The sequence below is a fragment of the Allosphingosinicella indica genome (genome assembly GCF_900177405.1).
In the GTDB taxonomy this organism is placed as follows: domain Bacteria; phylum Pseudomonadota; class Alphaproteobacteria; order Sphingomonadales; family Sphingomonadaceae; genus Allosphingosinicella; species Allosphingosinicella indica.
Map to the genome: position 1 here is coordinate 912,490 of NZ_LT840185.1, position 17,550 is coordinate 930,039.

14 protein-coding genes and 1 tRNA gene are annotated in these 17,550 nt (G+C 66.8%); 5 read left to right on the forward strand and 10 right to left on the reverse strand.

Features of this window, described 5'->3' with window-relative positions; all coding sequences use genetic code 11:
* The first annotated feature begins 75 nt into the window (after positions 1 to 75).
* The 3 genes from B9N75_RS04570 (at position 76) to B9N75_RS04580 (ending at position 3,481) form a co-directional block, all read left to right on the forward strand.
* Positions 76 to 1,113, forward strand: a complete 1,038-nt coding sequence (locus B9N75_RS04570; RefSeq protein WP_425292409.1) for a S66 peptidase family protein — start codon at positions 76 to 78, stop codon at positions 1,111 to 1,113.
* Positions 1,114 to 1,250: 137 nt separating this feature from the next.
* Positions 1,251 to 3,044: an aminopeptidase P family protein gene (locus B9N75_RS04575; protein WP_085217726.1), complete on the forward strand. Its 1,794-nt coding sequence runs from the start codon at positions 1,251 to 1,253 to the stop codon at positions 3,042 to 3,044.
* On the forward strand, positions 3,029 to 3,481 hold the full coding sequence (locus B9N75_RS04580) for an acyl-CoA thioesterase (protein WP_172840810.1): 453 nt from the start codon (positions 3,029 to 3,031) through the stop codon (positions 3,479 to 3,481). Before B9N75_RS04575 ends, B9N75_RS04580 begins: the two co-directional genes overlap by 16 nt.
* Positions 3,482 to 3,485: 4 nt before the next feature.
* Here the strand turns inward: B9N75_RS04580 and B9N75_RS14410 are convergent, their stop codons facing one another.
* Positions 3,486 to 3,611 carry a hypothetical protein gene (locus B9N75_RS14410; protein WP_280173581.1) on the reverse strand — a complete coding sequence of 42 codons (126 nt, stop codon included), beginning with the start codon at positions 3,609 to 3,611 and terminating at the stop codon, positions 3,486 to 3,488.
* A 116-nt stretch (positions 3,612 to 3,727) separates the two neighbouring features.
* On the opposite strand from B9N75_RS14410, the gene B9N75_RS04585 reads away from it, so the two are divergent.
* Positions 3,728 to 3,802, forward strand: a tRNA-Thr gene (locus tag B9N75_RS04585).
* Positions 3,803 to 3,871: 69 nt separating this feature from the next.
* Here B9N75_RS04585 and B9N75_RS04590 read toward each other — a convergent pair.
* From B9N75_RS04590 to B9N75_RS04605, 4 genes are all read right to left on the reverse strand, one after another.
* A complete protein-coding gene (locus B9N75_RS04590) occupies positions 3,872 to 4,204 on the reverse strand; it encodes a PilZ domain-containing protein (RefSeq protein ID WP_085217728.1) in 333 nt (110 codons plus the stop codon).
* Entirely contained in the window at positions 4,201 to 4,686 is a 486-nt protein-coding gene (locus B9N75_RS04595) for a PilZ domain-containing protein (protein ID WP_085217729.1), read from the reverse strand. Before B9N75_RS04595 ends, B9N75_RS04590 begins: the two co-directional genes overlap by 4 nt.
* Before the next feature lie 114 nt (positions 4,687 to 4,800).
* Complete coding sequence (locus B9N75_RS04600; RefSeq protein WP_085217730.1) at positions 4,801 to 7,935, reverse strand: TonB-dependent receptor domain-containing protein; 3,135 nt, start codon at positions 7,933 to 7,935, stop codon at positions 4,801 to 4,803.
* Positions 7,936 to 8,418: 483 nt separating this feature from the next.
* Positions 8,419 to 9,048: a TetR/AcrR family transcriptional regulator gene (locus B9N75_RS04605; protein ID WP_172840811.1), complete on the reverse strand. Its 630-nt coding sequence runs from the start codon at positions 9,046 to 9,048 to the stop codon at positions 8,419 to 8,421.
* Positions 9,049 to 9,231: 183 nt separating this feature from the next.
* Here B9N75_RS04605 and B9N75_RS04610 point away from each other — a divergent pair, with 183 nt between their 5' ends.
* Positions 9,232 to 9,768 (forward strand): PadR family transcriptional regulator, encoded by a 537-nt coding sequence (locus B9N75_RS04610; protein WP_172840812.1) that lies wholly within the window; start codon positions 9,232 to 9,234, stop codon positions 9,766 to 9,768.
* On the opposite strand, the gene B9N75_RS04615 is transcribed toward B9N75_RS04610, so the two are convergent.
* From B9N75_RS04615 to B9N75_RS04635, 5 genes are all read right to left on the reverse strand, one after another.
* Positions 9,765 to 10,751, reverse strand: a complete 987-nt coding sequence (locus B9N75_RS04615) for a DUF2891 domain-containing protein (protein WP_085217733.1) — start codon at positions 10,749 to 10,751, stop codon at positions 9,765 to 9,767. The two genes, B9N75_RS04610 and B9N75_RS04615, sit on opposite strands and share 4 nt — an antisense overlap.
* Positions 10,748 to 11,701: a DUF979 domain-containing protein gene (locus tag B9N75_RS04620; protein WP_085217734.1), complete on the reverse strand. Its 954-nt coding sequence runs from the start codon at positions 11,699 to 11,701 to the stop codon at positions 10,748 to 10,750. Before B9N75_RS04620 ends, B9N75_RS04615 begins: the two co-directional genes overlap by 4 nt.
* A complete protein-coding gene (locus B9N75_RS04625; RefSeq protein ID WP_085217735.1) occupies positions 11,698 to 12,420 on the reverse strand; it encodes a DUF969 domain-containing protein in 723 nt (240 codons plus the stop codon). The genes B9N75_RS04620 and B9N75_RS04625 overlap by 4 nt, the downstream gene beginning before the upstream one ends.
* Positions 12,417 to 16,037, reverse strand: coding sequence for a hydantoinase B/oxoprolinase family protein (locus B9N75_RS04630; RefSeq protein WP_085217736.1), 3,621 nt, complete (start codon positions 16,035 to 16,037; stop codon positions 12,417 to 12,419). Before B9N75_RS04630 ends, B9N75_RS04625 begins: the two co-directional genes overlap by 4 nt.
* A 136-nt stretch (positions 16,038 to 16,173) precedes the next feature.
* Entirely contained in the window at positions 16,174 to 17,487 is a 1,314-nt protein-coding gene (locus B9N75_RS04635) for a metal-dependent hydrolase family protein (RefSeq protein WP_085217737.1), read from the reverse strand.
* Positions 17,488 to 17,550 lie beyond the last annotated feature (63 nt).

Here is a 17,550-nt window from a genome sequence, read left to right on the forward strand (position 1 = left end):
AGTGGGGGCTCGTGCGGCCTGCTGCAACGGGGGCGGCCTTGCCTTTTCCCGCATCGCCGTGCTGCAATGCGCGTCATGCTCAACAGACGCACTGCGCTTGCCGGCCTCGGCGCCACCGCCGCAGCCCTCGCGCTTCCGATTTCGGTCGCTGCCGCGCGACGCGGCACGGTGAAGCCGCCGCGTCTCCGGCCGGGCGACACCGTCGGGCTGGTCGAGCCTGCGGGCTTCACCGACGATGCCTTCGATCTTGCCACGGTGATGGAGACGGTGCGCGCGATGGGGCTGGTGCCCAAGCCCGCGCCGCATCTCGCGCAGCGCTACGGTTATCTCGCGGGGGAGGACAAGGCGCGCGCCGCCGATCTCAACGCCATGTATCGCGACAAAGACGTTCGCGCCGTCTTCGCGGTGCGCGGCGGTTGGGGCTGCGCGCGCATCCTGCCGCACCTCGATTTCGCCGCGATCCGTGCCAACCCGAAGCTGCTGATCGGGTTCAGCGATATCACCGCGCTGCACCTGGCCTTTGCCGCACGCGCCGGCTTCACTACCATCCACGGGCCGAACGCGGCGAGTTCGTGGGGCAAGCTCTCGTGGGACAGCTTCCGCGCACTCACCTTCGACGGCGCGACGCCGGTCTACGCAAACCCGGAGGCGAGCGAGGACCGGCTGGTGCAGCGCCAGTGGCGGACGCGCGCCATCCGGCCCGGCAAGGCGCGCGGGCGGCTGCTCGGCGGCAATCTCACCGTCCTCGCCGCGCTGGTCGGCACACCCTATCTGCCTGACTTTTCCGGCGCGATCCTGTTTCTGGAGGATGTCGACGAGGCGCCGTACCGGATCGACCGGATGCTGACCCAGCTTGCCCTCGCCGGCATCCTCGGGCGTGTTGCGGGCTTGGTTTTCGGCCAATGCACCGATTGCCGCGCATCGGGCGCATCCTATGGGGGGTTCACCGTGAACGAAGTGCTGCAGCAGCATCTGGCGCCGCTCGGCGTGCCGGTGTTCCAAGGCGCGCTGTTCGGCCATGTCGCCAACCAGTTCAGCCTCCCCGTCGGCTGCGAGGCCGAGATCGACGCCGATGCCGGCACGATCCGCATCCTCGAGCCCGCTGTCGTATAATGGCCCGTCGTTGCGAGCCGCGCAGCGGCGCGGCAATCCAGAGCTGGATTGCTTCGCTGCGCTCGCAATGACGGATGATTTGCTTATGGTGCCGCCTGCCCTTCATCCTGAACGCATAATCTTCAGAAAGACCGTCCATGTCCTCCCACGCCGACCGCCTCGCCGCTCTCCGCGCGCAACTTCAGTCCGACCGGCTCGACGGCTTCGTCGTGCCGCTGACCGACGAGCATATGAGCGAATATGTCGGCAGCTACGCGCAGCGCCTCGCCTGGCTGACCGGGTTCGAAGGCTCGGCCGGGACCGCGGTGGTGCTTCCCGAGGAAGCCGCGATCTTCACCGACGGCCGCTACACCGTGCAGGTCCGCGCGCAAGTGGATGGCGATCACTGGTCCTATCAGTCGATCCCCGACACCAGCGTCGCCGAATGGCTCCAGGCCAATGCCGCGGACGGCGCGCGCATCGGTTATGACCCCTGGCTGCACACCGCCGATTGGGTGAAGCGCGCGAAGAAGGCGCTTGCCGAGAAAGGCGCCGAGCTGATCGCGGTGACGCGCAACCCGATCGATGCGGTCTGGGCGGACCGGCCGCAGCCTTCGACGGCCCGGCTCTCGGTGCAAGGCGATGCGCATGCCGGCCGCTCGTCCGCCGCCAAGCGGCAGGAGATGGCGGACTGGCTCAAGGAAAAGAAAGCCGACGCCGCGGTGCTCTCCGCGCTGGAATCGATCGCCTGGACGTTCAACGTGCGCGGCACCGACGTCAGCCACACGCCGGTGGCACTCGCCTTCGCGCTGGTCAGCGACGACGGTACGGCGGACCTCTTCGTCGCTTCGGAAAAGCTCGGCGACGATGTCCGTCAGCATCTCGGCAACGGCGTCCGCGTGCACGAACGCGCCGATTTCGAACCGTTCCTGAAAACGCTCAGGGGCAAGTCGGTCGTCGTCGATCCGCAGCTTGCCGTCGCGGCGATCTTCGAGACGCTGGAAGGCGCCGGCGCAAAGGTGATCGCGGCGCGCGACCCGTCCGTCCTCCCCCGTGCGATCAAGAACGAGACCGAGATCGCCGGCCACGTGGCGGCGCAGGTGCGCGACGGCGCGGCGATCGTCCGCTTCCTGCGCTGGCTTTCGATCGAGGCGCCCAAGGGCGGGGTGACCGAGCTTTCGGCAGCAGCCAAGCTCCAGGACTTCCGCGCCGCGACCGGCCTGCTCGCCGATCTCTCGTTCGACACCATATCGGGCGCCGGGCCCAATGCCGCGCTGCCGCATTATCGCGTAAGCGAGGAGAGCAACCGTCCGCTCGAGATGGATTCGATCTACCTCGTCGATTCGGGCGGCCAGTATCGCGACGGCACCACCGACATCACCCGCACGGTCATCGTAGGCACGCCGACCGCGGAGATGAAGGACCGCTTCACCCGCGTGCTCAAGGGCAATATCGCGATCGACACCGCGCTCTTCCCCGCCGGCACGCGCGGCGTGCAGCTCGATACGCTCGCCCGCCAGTTCCTGTGGGCCGCAGGGGTCGATTATGCGCATGGCACCGGCCATGGCGTCGGCGCCTATCTGTCGGTGCACGAGGGGCCGCAGCGCATCTCGCCCGCCGGATCGAGCCAGGCGGGCGGCGACGAGCCGTTGAAGCCCGGCATGATCCTTTCCAACGAGCCCGGCTATTACAAGACGGGTGACTACGGCATCCGGATCGAGAATCTGATCCTGGTCGTGCCGCGCGAGATCGCGGGGGCGGAGAAAGAGATGCTGGGCTTCGAGACGCTGACCTTCGCGCCGATCGACCGGCGGCTGATCGATACGGATCTGCTCACCGGTGCCGAGCGACGCTGGCTTAACGACTATCACGCCAGGGTGGTCGCGGTGATCGGGCCGGAGCTGGAGGGGGAGGACCGCGCCTGGCTCGAGGCGGAGTGCGCGCCACTGTGACCTTGCCCGACGGTTTCCGCTTCGCCACCGAACTTCGCGTCCGCTTCTCCGAAGTCGATACGCAGCAGGTGGTCTTCAACCCCAATTATCTGATCTACGCCGATATCGCGCTGACCGAATATCTGCGCGCGATCGGCCAGCCGGTGACCGATCCGATGTCGGGCGACACCGCGAACATGTATGCGGTGCGATCGGAGGTCGATTTCCGCGCCTCCGCGCGGTTCGACGACGTATTGACCCTCGCGACGCGCACCGAGCGGATCGGCCGGTCGAGCTTCACCGTCCTGATCGCGATGCTGCGCGATGCGGAGCGGATCGCCGACGTCCGGATGGTCTACGTGAATGCCGATCCTGTGGCGCGCAAGGGCGTACCGCTGCCGCCGCGCTTCGTCGATCAGATCCTGGCGTACGAGACGACGCCGCCCGAGCGCGGCTGAGCGATCAGTCTTCGCGCGGGGGCGTGTTGCCACCGTCGGCCGCGTCGCGGGCCTGCGCCTTCCGGCGGCGCAGATTCTCGCGTAGCGCCTCGGCCAGCCGCTTTTCGCGCTCGGCATCCTGCTTGCTCATCGCTTGGATCGCTACCGGGCGCCGCACCAGGCCGCAAGCCGCCTTGACAGGGTGGCGGGCGAACGGCCATAGCGCCGCGACTTCTCCCCGCGCGAGCCTTTGCGCGGTCGGGCGATGCTGCCGTAGCTCAGTGGTAGAGCGCATCCTTGGTAAGGCTGAGGTCGTGAGTTCAATCCTCACCGGCAGCACCATTTTTCCCGCGCCACGGGCCGCGTTCGACGCCCGATAGCCCAGATGAAGCGCCTAGGGCGCTCGAGCGGCTATGTCCGCCGCAAGAGCGTGCTCAGCACGGCAGCGTGCAAAGGACGCTCGAATGCGCAACCGATGATGTACTCTTCCTGCCACGCCACGGTCGCGTGCCAGGCCTCGAGGCCCGGCAAGCGCAGCCAGATGTCGCTGCCGACCGTCAGGTCGAGATGGCATTCGGCTCGGAAGCCGTGGGTGGAGAGATCGATCACGCGGACGTCGACCGCGCCGGCGCCGCGCTGGCGGAGGCCTGCGTGCATCCGCACCCCCATCCGCTCCGCCTTGCGGCCGAGGAACGGGTTGGTGGCGAGCTTGCCGGGGATCGAAATCGGCGCATGGAAGCTCATCCCGCATCTCCGCGATTGCGCCAGCTCGCCGTCTTGGCATCCCAGACGCGCACGGGCTTCCAGTCCTCGGCGCTGGGAGGCGGCGGCATGGGGCGTTGGGGCGGCAATACCACCGGCTCGGGCGGCGGCGGTGGCGGGGGACGGCGGCCGATGTGGACGAGCAATTCCGCCTCGTCGATCGGTTCTGCGAATTCGATGCCGAGCTTGCCATGGCCGGCCCAGGCGACGCGGGCGGGAACGGCGGTCGCACCGCGGATGAAGATCACTTCGCTTCCCACCGGCATGGGCTTGCCGCTCTCGATGAGCGCGCCGGTGCTCGACATGTCGCGGAGGCGGACCTGGGTGTCGCCGAGGCCCGTACGCAGGACGGCGGACAGCAGCACGCGCGCGCGCTTGGCGCGGCGTTGCCCTGTCTCGGCGTCATGCGGGGGAATCTGTTCGGCGCCCATCGTCCCTGTGATCTTCGGCAGTCTGCGCCGCATAGGGTAATCAGAGATGGCTAAGGCCGCGTAAAGATTGCTCCGGGGCTTTCCCGCGCCCCAAAAGAAAACGGCGGGCACCGGGCCCGCCGTTCGAGTTTGCCTTTGGCCTTCGACTTAGAAGTCGAGGGTGACGCCGGCGAAGATGTACCGGCCCATCGCGTCATAGACCTGCGGGAAGGTATTGCCCGAGCAGAACACGCCCGGGCAGGCGTTGATCACGCCCGAGGTGCCGTTCGAGCCGATGATCGGCGGCGCCCTGTCGAGGATGTTGTTCACGCCAAGCCGGAAGCTGTAATTCTCGCCGATGCGGAAGGTCGAGGTCAGATCGAAGTAGCTCTGCGCCTTGATCTTCTCGTTGAACGGCGCCGTCGGCGTGGCGTTCAGCGTCGGGTTCGGGCTCAGGCGATCGACCGTCACGCTGTCGAAATAGCGCCACTGGAGCGACAGACCGATACCTTCGGGCGAGGTATAGGTCAGGCGCGCCTTGTGCCGCCACTCGGGGCTCGGCGTGCCGCACTGGATGCCGTAATATCCGGTGCAGTCATACGGCGTCGACACGCCGTTGTCGGTGACGAGCTTGTCCAGCCAGGTGCCCTGGAAGTTGAGGCCGATGTTGCCCCAATCGCCGATGTCCGTCGTGTAGGACACGCCGACGTCGATGCCCGAAGTCTTGAGGCTGCCGATGTTGGTGTTGAGATCCTGCACGAAGCCCGCCGGCGTCAGCCACAGCGATCCACGCGGATCGCGGTTGATGAGATCGCAGAACTCCGGATTGGCGGTGTCGATGCAGGTCTGGATGATGGTATCCTGACCGATCGTCGAGATCGTGTTCTTCACCTTGATGTTGAAGTAGTCGACCGTCGCCGCGAAGCCCGGAAGGAAGCGCGGCTGGAGGACGACACCGACCGAGTAGGTGTCCGACTTCTCCGGCGTCAGGTTGGGATTGCCGCCGATCAGGCCGCTATACTGGCCCGCCGGGTTGCCTACGATGTTGCCGTACTGGGCAGCCGTGACGCCGGTGAGGGCGCACTGCGCGGCCGTTGCGGTGGGCGCTTCCTGCGGCGTGTCGGGGTTGAAGTCACCCGCGCACGGATCGGAATTGCCGTTATTGGCTACGCGCTGCGGGGCGAAGAGCTCCTGGATGTTCGGCGCACGGACCGCGCGGTTGTACGAAGCGCGCAGGCGGATATCGCGGATCGGCGAGAAGTCCAGACCGAGCTTGAACGAGTCGGTCGAGAAGCTGCCGCCGCCACCAATCTCATACTTCGAGTAGCGATAGCCACCCTCGACTGCGAGGTAGTGGAAGAAGCCGTCGGTCACGATCGGGAGACGCGCTTCGGCATAAAGCTCGCGAACGTCGAACGATCCCTGCACGTCGAGCTGCGGCGCGCCTTGCCCGGTCAGATCGCCGGTTTGGAACGCGGCGTCATTGCGATAATCGACCGAGTCCTTACGATATTCGAGGCCGACGTTGATGCCCAGACCCTCGTTCGCCCACGGGAACTGCAGGCCATATTCGCCGAGAAGACCGGTGATCGAGGCAGACGCAACCGACTGATCGACAACCGCACGGGCGAAACCTGGGATCGACAGATAGTTGAGCGCCGCGTCGGAAACCGAATTACGGGCGAACACGTCGTAGGGGATGCAATTGGGATCGGTGCCGTCGAGCACCGAGCGGCAGACGGGAGCGCCGGTCGCCGGGTTGGTAACGACATCAACGGCGCGGGTCAGGCGGGTTGCGGAGAACTCGTTCAGATAAGTCTGAGCGAAATTCACGCGGCCGTAGAGATAGTAAGCGTCGTATGACCACGCCGGGCTGATGTCGCCCTTCACGCCGATCAGCGTGCGGAAGTTGGTGTGCTGCAGATCGTCCTGACGCGGACCGCCTTCGACGTTGCGCCGCAGAATCTGGAAGACACCGCGGTTGTACGTATTGCCGGTGACCGGATCGACAAAGTCGATGGGCGGCGCGTCGGATTCATCCTCCGGCGTCGCAGGATCGTCGAACGGACGAACCAAGTTGGCATCCTGACAGACCAGCGCGAGTTGCGCCGGCGACAGCAGGGGGTTGTCGCAGTTGATGTTCGTGGTCTGGCCGAACGCGCCCGATTCCGCGATCTGGGCGATCGTGCGATCGTCCATGAACATGACTTCGAGATACGGCTTTACAGCCGGGCTGATCTCATACTCCGCGAAGGCGCCGAACGTGTAACGCTCGTCGGCGCGCTGGTAGAAGTTGGTCGGTGCGAAGTTGTACGGCGTCGAGCCGGGTATGAAGCCACGACCGGTCGGGGAGGTCTGGAACGTGCCGACGTTGGTGAAGAAGGTGCCTTCCGGCGACGTCGCCGAACCGCCGCAGAAGATCAGCGGCGAACCGGGAATGCCCGAACCCGCGCCTGGATAGGCGGCAACCTGCGCAGGCGTGCGCGCCTGGCTGGCGCAGGCCGAATAGTCGCGGCGGTTCTGGGTGACCGGGTCGAGCTTGCGATAGCCGGCATAAGCGGTGATGTGACCGCGGCCGTCATCGAAACCGGCACCGAAGACGGCGTTAATGTCGATCGCGCCACCGTCGGTCACGCTGCCCTTCGGATAGGCAAAACCGCGGCCCTGCAGCGCTTCGACGATGCCCGTCTTGCTGCGATTGTCGTGCTGATAGAAGCTGTACTGGCCGTCGAGGCGCAGACCTTCGAAATTCGTGTTCATCACGAAGTTCACGACGCCGGCGACGGCGTCCGAACCGTAGACCGACGAGGCGCCGCCGGTGAGCACGTCGACGCGCTCGACGATCGCGGTCGGGATCGTGTTGATATCCGGCGCCGGGAAGGTTGGATCGCCCGGGAGCAGGCGGCGGCCGTTGACGAGAACCAGCGTCCGGGCCGAACCGAGGCCGCGCAGGTTGACGGTGGCGGTGCCAGTCGCGCCGTTGGCGAGGTTGCCGCCGACCGAAGCGAAGGCCTGCGGCAGCGAATTGACGAGATCCTCGGTGCGGGTCGTGCCCTGAAGCTTCACTTCCTGGCTGTTGAGCACCGTGACTGGCGAAACCGCGGTCAGGTTCGGCTGCGGAATGCGCGAACCGGTGACGACGATCGGGCTCCCCGTATCGCCGGCGGCGTCGGGCGCGTTGGCGGGAAGGGCTTCGACCGGACCGGCGGCGGGCTCGGTCGTGTCGGCCCGCTGCGCAAGCGCCGGAGCGGCCATCCCCCCGATGATCGTCGTCGCCAGCAGATAGTTGAGATAGGGCTTCATAATTCCTCCTGGCCCTGCACGCGGCGCGCGCAGGCTGTTTTTGGTGCTTGACGGACTAAATAGTCGCGCAGAGCTGGTCAACGCGGGGCGACCCGGAGGCCGCACTTCCGACAGACAGTGTGACAAAGTGGTCACATTCGTACGTCTTGCTTGGTTCGGCATGTCATCCGTCGAAGCAGACCTGCCGCTTGTCGAAACGCGCGCGCCAATCGGCATTGCGGATCGCCAAGGTGTATTGCTCGGATGGGACAGTGGTCCTAAGCGAACGAACGCTTACCCCGGAGGAGGAACGATGCCGGGATCGCGCGTAAAGAGAGAGGAAAGAAGGCCGGAGGATGCGATGGAACAGTCTTTCGTCCACACCGAATCGCACGACGACGCGCCCGTGCTGAGAAAGCCCTCGAAGCGCGGCCGTCCAGCGCCTAAAGCCGCGACGGTGAATCGTAAGTTGAAGCCGGGCCTCTACTGAAGCCTCGCGCAGCGTCAGGCCGCGCTCTGCCAATCATGGGCATAGGTCGCAGCGACGAGCGCGCGCGCAGCAGCATCGACCAGGCCGGTCGCAGCCCCGTGGTCCGGCCCATGCGACATTGGATGGAGCCGCGGTAGCACAAGCGCCGATTCCATCTGCATCAGGAAACGCTGCGCTGCGCCATCGCGGATCAGCACGACGGCGCCCAGGCTCTCGCCCGCGGCGCGGACGATGTGCTCGAGCAACCGGACGAGCGGCGTCGCGACCTGCTCCGAATAGACGTCCGCCAACCAGTCCGAGCCCCGGCCTTCGCGGATCACGATCGCGAGCAGGCGAAAATAGTCTTCCCCCTGCATCACCGCCATCAGCCGACGCGCGAAGTCTTGCGTGGCAGCCAAGACGCCGGAGGTCGGCTCGCCGCCTGCCCGCATCGCATCGAGGATACGGCGGGCGAGATGCGTTGCGGCCATCCGGAAGATCTGCTCGCGGGTCGGCAGATTGCGATAGGTCGACCAGTAGGAGACCCCGGAGCGCTCGGCGAGCTCCTCCACCGTCACGCTGGCGAAGGGCTTTTCCGCGATCAGATCGAGCGCGCCATTGACCAGCCGCAACCGGTTCTCTTCCCGCTGTGCCTGACTTGCCACGAACGACGCCCTCCAAAAGATCGTCATCCTTCTAGTGCGTTTCGTACCACTTTATCAAGAGGTTTGATCATCGGTGTGCGCGCATCGGGAGGTGGCGCAACGAGTTGACGGTTCCTGCGCTATTGACAGGGGGGGCAGCGTCGTCATTGCTTGGGCCTCACCGCAAGGGGCGCGAGGCGGATTTTGGCGAGCAAAGGCAATGATCTCACCGACAACGAAGGGACGTTGCTGGCCCTGGTGCTGCGCCAGCAGCCCATCACCGCCTATCAGATCGCCAAGATCTACGAAGAATCGCCGGTCAGCAATTTCAACACCAGCAAGGGCAAGATCTATCCGCTGATCCGCCGGCTGCGTGATCGCGGCCTGTTGTCCGCCGAAGCGGTGGAGGGCGATGCGCGCGGCACCGAGCGGTTGGTGTGCACCGATGCCGGACGCGAGACGATCAAGAGCTGGCTGCGGCAGATTCGCCCGACCCACCTGCTGCTCGAAGACCCTTTGCGCACCAAGGTGCAGTCGTTCGACCTCCTGTCGCGTGACGAGCAGATCGAATGGCTCGTCGAGGCCAAGGCGCAGCTCACCGAGAAGCTCGCCGAGGTCGAGGATTATGGCGAGGGCGTGACCGTGCCGTTCAAGGAATTCGTCCACGACAATGCGGTCGGATCGCTACGCGCGCGGATGGACTGGCTCGACCGGACGCTGCGGCAGGTGGTGAAGGGTTAAGCCTCCAGCGCGAGCAGCGCGAAGGTGGCGAGCCAATGCTCGCCCATATAATCCCCGGCGACGTGCGGCAGGCTCGCGGCGAGATGTGCGTCGGCGGTGGCGGTCGCACGATCCCGCAACGAAGGATCGAGCGCATCGGCAATGCCGTGCCAGCACCAGGCGCGGCTGAGATTGAAACCGTCGAGATGTGCGATCTTGCCGTCGCTGCGGTCCGAGACCTGAGCCGGGGTGAAGAGGCTGGCCGGTTCGCCCTCCGCCAACCGAGGGAGGAAGGCGGCGAACCAGCGTGTGAAGGCCTCCCTATCCATCACGCGCCGCATCAGCAGCGACTCGATCAATGCCCCGGACAGGAAGTCGTCACCGCCGGGCTCCCAGCCCGGACAATCGCGGTCCGCGTCATAATAGTTGCGCGCGCGCTCGACGATCAGCGCTGCGAGCGAAGGGTCATGCGCAGTCGCCCATTCGTGCGCGAGCACCAGCGCGAAGGCGGTGTTGAAATGGGTGCCGGTGCGGATCGGATAGGTCAGCCTGGGGAGATAGGATGCGAACCGCTCGGCGAAGTCGCGCGCCAGCGGCTCCAGCTCTGCCGCCCATTCGCGATCCTCATGCAGTGCCGCCTCACCGTGCAGCGCGAGCAGCCATGCCCAACCGTAAGGCCGCTCGAACCCGCCGGAATAGGCGCGGAGGAGATAGTCTCGCTCCCCCGCAACCTTGGCTGCCGTAAAGCTCGCATCGGCGAGCGCTTCGATCTCGCGCGCTTCGGGCAAATTGGGAAACAGCCGCCGCAACCGGAGCAGCAGCCAGTGACCGTGGACGCAGCTATGCCAATCGAAGCTGCCGTAGAAGATCGGGTGCAGCGCGCGCGGGCCGAGCACGTCTTCCGGTCCATCCATCACATGATCGAGCTTGTGCGGATATTCGCGCGCGACATGGCCGAGCGCGATCCGCGCGAAACGGCCGGCGATATCGGGGGTGAGTGTCATCGGAACGCCAGGAAATAGATGAGAAGGAGGTTGCAGACGAGTAGCGGCAATGCGGTGCCGATCTGCGCCTTGATGACGCCGTTGCGATCCTTGAGCTCGAGCAATGCCGCGGGCACGATGTTGAAGTTGGCCGCCATCGGCGTCATCAGCGTGCCGCAGAAGCCGGCGAGCATGCCGACCGCGCCGATGACGGCGGGATTGCCGCCATAGCCGACGACGAGCAGTGGAATGCCGATCGCCGCCGCCATCACCGGGAAGGCGGCGAACGCATTGCCCATGATCATCGTGAACAGCGCCATGCCGAGCGCATAGACCGCGACTGCGGCGAACAAATTTCCCTGAGGGATGACGTTACCAGCGATGCCCCCGACCAGATCCCCGATGCCGGCAAGCGCGAAGACTGCACCGAGCGCGGCGAGCATCTGCGGCAGCACCGCCGCCCAGCCGATCGAATCCATCAGCCGCCGCCCTTCCTGCAGCGGCGCCAGCGGCGGCGGACGCAGCCACGCCATGATGACCGCGATCGCGATCACCGCGCCGAGGCCGAGCAGGATCAAGGTCACCCAGCGCTGCTCGAAAATGCCCGACTCTCCGAACGGCGTGTAATTGTAGGCGATCGTGCCGAGGAAGGCGGTCGCGGGGATGATGAGCGCGGGCAGGAACAGGCGGTTGCCCAGCCGCGCGGCAAAGGCCGTGCGCTGCTCCGCCGTCGTCGTCGGTGGATCGCCGCGCCCGAGCAGCCCGCATCCCGCGATCGCGACGAGCGCCACGACCAGCAGACCGTTGCCGAGATCGCCGAGCCGGTCGCCGGCGAAGAAGCTGAGCGCCAGCAATCCCCAGAAGGCAGCGTTGCCCCAGCGCTTGGCATTGCTGCTATCGAGTGCGCTCAGCAGCGCAAAGGCCGCAAACATCGCGCCACCGAGCGCGTAGAGCCAGGAGACGGTGATCATCGGTCCGCTTCCCCGTCCGCCGCGGGCGGGCTATCGCCAACGCCGCGCGTCCGCCCGGCGGCGGCCAGGCGCCGATCGAGCATCAGCAGGCGCGTGCCGTGGATGATGAATGCGAGGATCGCCGTTGGGATGGCCCAGACCGACAACTCAAGCGGCGCAAGGACGATGCCGTAGCTTTCGAACGTGCCCTTAATCAGCAGGATCGAAGCGATTGCGATGAATATGTCCTCACCGAAGAACAGCCCGACATTGTCGGTCGCCGCGGCATAGCTCTTCACCTTCTCGCGGGTCGGTTCGTCGAGGTCGCCGTGCTGCTTCTCCGCCGCGGCCTCCGCCATCGGCGCGACGAGCGGCCGCACCGTCTGGGCGTGGCCCGCGACGTGCGTTAGACCGACGGCGGCTGCCGCCTGGCGGATGAGCAGATAGACGATGAGCAGGCGGCCGGTGGTTGCGCGCCGGAGATCGAGAATCACGGCGCGCGCGCGCTGCTGGAGACCGAAACGCTCGATGAGCCCGATCACCGGCAGCACGACATAGACGACGGTGATGTAGCGATTGTCGTTGAACGCCTTGCCGAACGCCGCGACCACCGCGACCGGATCCAGCCCCGCCGTGATGCCGGTGACGAAAGCAGCGGTGGCGACCACCAGCAGCGGGTTCAGCCGCAGCAGGAAGCCGATGATGACAACCAATATGCCGAGAAGCGGGAGATAGGTCACAGGTCCTCCTCCGGCGTGCCGGAAGGAGGTGCTCCATATCCTCCGCCGCCCGGAGTTTCGATGGCGAAGACATCGCCCGGCGCCATATCGACCGAGGCGGTGGCGCCGAGCTGCGCGACCGTGCCATCCGCGCGGATCACCCGATTGACGCCGGGCGCCGCCGCTTCGCCGCCGCACAGTCCGGCTGGCGCGATCTTCCGGCGGTTGGAGAGAATATTCGCGCGCATCGGCTTCAGGAACCGGATGCGCCGCTCCACACCGTCGCCGCCCCGGTGCGCGCCCGCGCCGCCCGATCCCTGCCGGATCGCGAACCGCTCGAGCAGCACCGGCAGCCGCGTCTCCAGTACTTCGGGATCGGTGAGGCGGCTGTTGGTCATATGCGTCTGCACCGCGCTTGCCCCGTCGAAATCCGGCCCGGCGCCGGCGCCGCCCGCGATCGTCTCATAATATTGATGCGTGCCGTCGCCGAAGGTGAAATTGTTCATCGTCCCCTGGCTCGGCGCCAGCGCGCCGACCGCGGCGAACAGCGTATCGGTAATGACCTGGCTGGTCTCGACATTGCCCGCCACCACCGCCGCCGGATAGCGCGGCCGCAGCATCGACCCGTCCGGCACGTCGAGCGTGATCGGCCTCAGGCACCCGTCATTCATCGGGATGGCGTCGTCGACCAAAGTCCGGAACACATAGAGCGTCGCCGCACGGCAGATCGAGTAAGGCGCGTTGAAATTGTCGGGCCGCTGATCGCTGGTGCCAGCGAAGGAGATGGCGGCCGAGCGCGCGGCGCGATCGACGGTGATGCGCGCGGAAATCTCGGCGCCATTGTCCATCGCATAAGTGAAACTGCCGTCGGAGAGCGTGCCGATCAGCCGCCGCACTGCTTCCTCGGCATAATCCTGGACGTGGCCCATATAGGCGTCGATCACCTCGCGCCCATACTCGCCCGCGACGCGGCAAAGCTCGTTGGCGCCGCGCGTGCAGGCGGCGACCTGCGCCTTGAGATCCGCGATGTTGCGATCCGGGCTGCGCGCCGGCCAGCGGTCGGAAGCCAAGAGCGCGCGCATCTCTCCTTCGCAGAAGCGCCCCGCATCGACGAGCAGCATGTCGTCGATCAGAACGCCCTCCTCCTCGACGCTGCGGCTGTCCGACGGCATCGATCCCGGTGCGCTGCCGCCGATATCGGCATGGTGGCCGCGCGCCGCGACATACCAGGCGGGGGCCGCATCGCCCTCGCCGGCGAACACCGGCACGATCACGGTGATGTCGGGCAGGTGCGTGCCGCCGCGATAGGGCGCATTGAGCGCGTAGGCGTCGCCCGGCTTCATGCCGCGCCCGTCCGCGCCGCCGCCGCGCGATGCGATGATCGTACGGATGCTGTCGCCCATCGATCCCAGGTGAACGGGGATATGCGGCGCGTTGGCGATCAGCGCGCCTTCGGCGTCGAAGATCGCGCAGGAGAAATCGAGCCGCTCCTTGATGTTCACCGACGATGCGGTGGCGCGGAGCGCGACGCCCATCTCTTCGGCGATCGCCATGAAGAGATTGCCCATCACTTCGAGCATCACCGGATCGACCGCAGTTCCCGCCGCCGGAGCCGAAGCGCGCGGCACGGCGCGGGTGAGGATGAGGTTAAGCTGCGGATCGACCTCTGCCTGCCAGCCGGGCTCGACCACCGTCGTCGCGGATGCGTCGATGATCAGCGCGGGGCCGGGAATGACGGTGCCGGGAGCGAGCGAGTCGCGATCGAACAAATCCTCCCCGGCACGGGATGGGGGACCAGCCGCGGGCTGGTGGAGGGGCTGCTCCGCCGCCTGCGCCAGCCCCTCCACCACCAGCTGCGCCGGCGGTCCCCCTGCCCGTACCGGGGATGAGCCGATGGCTTCCACCACTGCCTTGTCGATGACGATCGCATTGTCCGACACGAAGCCGAAGCGGGCACGGTGGAGCGCGGCGAAGGCGCCCCGCATCGCATCCGCGTTGCCGGCCTCGACCTCGATCGTCGTGTCGCTGCCCTCGTAGCGGAGCGCGGCGCGGCGATGGACCGCGACGCCTTCCGCGCCGACGCCTTGCGCCAGCAGATCGCCGCGCGCGTCGTCGGCGAGATCGGCCAGCGCCGCATCCAGATCCTCTCCGGGCGCGAGCGTGCGCTGGCGGAGCGCGATCATGTCGGCGAGGCCCATGCCGTGCGCGGAGAGCACCCCGGCGAGCGGATGGATCATCACGCGCTCCATGCCAAGCGCGTCGGCGACGAGGCACGCATGTTGCCCGCCCGCGCCCCCGAAGCATTGCAGCGTGTAGCGCGTCACGTCATGTCCGCGCGCGATCGAGATCTGCTTGATCGCATTGGCCATATTCTCGACTGCGATGCGCACGAACCCTTCGGCGATGTCGCGCGGCGCCATGCCGGTTGTCTCAGCAAGTTCGGCAAACTTGGCCGCGACGATATCGCTGTCGATCGGCTGATCGCCGCCGGGGCCGAAAACGGCAGGGAAATGGTCCGCGCGGATTTTGCCGAGCAGCACGTTGCAGTCGGTGATGGTGAGCGGGCCGCCGCGCCGGTAGCAGGCGGGGCCGGGAACCGCGCCGGCGGAATCCGGCCCGACGCGGAAGCGCGAGCCGTCATAATGGCAGATCGATCCGCCGCCCGCGGCGACGGTGTGGATCTCCAGCATCGGCGCGCGGACGCGGACACCGGCGACCGGCTTTTCCTCGCTGCGCTCGTAGGTCCCCGCGAAATGCGAGACGTCGGTCGAGGTGCCGCCCATGTCGAAGCCGATCACCTTGCCATAGCCGGCCTCCGCCGCAGTGCGTGCCATGCCGACGATGCCCCCCGCCGGACCGGAAAGGATCGCGTCCTTGCCCTGAAACGCGGACGCGTCGGTGAGCCCGCCAGAAGATTGCATGAAAAAGAGGCGCGGCGCGGTCTCGTCGCCAGATGTCGACGGTGCCAGCGCGCCAATCACGCGGTCGACGTATCGCCGCAGCACCGGCGACAGATAGGCGTCGACCACGCTGGTATCGCCGCGGCCGATCAGCTTGATGAGCGGCCCGACGCGGTGGCTGGCGGAAATCTGCGTGAAGCCGATCGCGGTGGCGATGTCGGCGAGCGCGGCTTCATGCTCGGTCCAGCGCCAGCCATGCATCAGCACGATCGCCAGCGCGCGATAGCCCCGATCGAACAGCGCCTGCAGCCCGGCACGCGCCGCTTCCCGGTCGAGCGGCTCCAGCACCTCGCACTCCGCCGTCACGCGCTCGTCGATCTCGAGCACCGCTTCGTAGAGCGGCTGGGGCAGCACGATCCGCCGCGCGAAGATGTTGGGGCGCGCCTGATAGCCGATGCGCAGCGCATCGCCGAAGCCGCGGGTGATCGCGAGCGCCACCGGCTCGCCCTTGCGCTCGAGCAAAGCGTTGGTCGCGACGGTGGTGCCCATTTTGACCGACGTCACCGCGCCGCCGCCATGCGCTGCGGTAAGCCGCCGGATCGCCTCGACCGCAGCATCCTCATAGCTTTCCGGATTTTCGGACAGCAGCTTCATCACGTGCCGTGTCCCATCCGGCGCGTGCGCGACGACATCGGTGAAGGTACCGCCGCGATCGATGGCGAAGGTCCAGCCGGTCATAATGCGTCCGACTCCCGCTCATCCTGAGGAGCCATTGAGCTTGGAGAAATGGCGTCTCGAAGGATCCTTCGAGACGGGCTTTCGACTTCGCTCAGTCCCTCCTCAGGATGAGCGGATGGACTGGACGCGTGAATCCTCAGCTTTCGTCCTTTACCACTTCGCCGCCCTTCATCACGAAGCCGACGCTCTTAAGCACGGTGACGTCGCTAAGCGGATCGCCGGCGACGGCGATAATGTCCGCGGCCTTGCCCGCTTCCAGCGAGCCGATCTGATCGGCGAGGCCCAGCAGGTCGGCGGCGTTGACGGTCGCGGCCTGGATGGCGGTCGCGGGTGTCATCCCGTGCTTCACCATCAGCTCGAACTCGTCGGCGTTGCGGCCGTGCTTGGAGACGCCGGCATCGGTGCCAAAGGCGATCTTGACGCCGGCGGGCACCGCCTTCTGCAGCGACTTGCCGGTGATGCCGATACGCCATTCGATCTTGGCGCGCACCTCCGGCGAATAGGCATCGGGGTTGCTCGCCAGCCGCTCGAGATAGCCGTTCACAGTGGACAGCGTCGGCACGTAATAGGCGCCGCTCGACTTGAAGAGTCGGATGCTCTCGTCGTCGAGCAAGGTGCCGTGTTCGATCGAATCCGCACCGGCGCGAAGCGCGACGGCGATACCGTCGGCGCCATGCGCGTGGACCGCGACCTTCTTGCCGTAGAGGTGCGCGGTCTCGACCACCGCCTTCGCCTCGTCGTCGAACATCTGCTTGCCGAGCCCGGCGCCGATCCGGCTGTTGACCCCCGCCGTGGTGGCAATCTTGATGACGTCGGCGCCGCGGCCGACCTGGCGGCGCACCGCCTTGCGGCATTCGTCCGCGCCGTCGCACAGGTTGTCGTGCGGGGCGATATCGTGGAGCTCGTCGCGCAGCCCCAGGCGGCCGTCCATATGGCCCGAAGTGGTCGAGATCGACATCGCCGCATCGACGATGCGCGGCCCCTGCGTCCAGCCGCGCGCGATGGCGTCGCGCAGACCCAGGGTCACGCCTTCGTCGCCGAGATTGCGGACGGTGGTGAAGCCCGCGCGCAGCGTCTTCATGCCGTTCCACTGCGCCTCGTGCGCGGCGAGCGCGACATTCTCGGTGACGCTGGCGAGCAGCCCTTCGTTGCCCGCGCGATCGGAAGAGAGATGGACATGGCTGTCGATGAGGCCGGGGAGCACGAACTTGTCGCGCATGTCGATGACGGTCGCGCCCGCCGGCGGATCGACGAAGCCGTCGGCGACGCGCTCGATCTTGCCGCCGCGCACGATGATGCTGGCGTTGCGCTTGGGCGCGCGGCCGGGCCGGTCGAGCAGGGTGCCGGCATGGATGACGGTGACGGCTGGCGCCGCGGAGGCTGCCTGTTGGGCGGCGGCCGGTGCGGCGGTGGCGAGCAGGGCCGCGATGGCGAGCGACTTGGCTTTCATGATGTTTGCAAACCCCTGTTTCGAACCACCCGGGGCGCTATCAAGCGCGGCATGCGTTGCCGT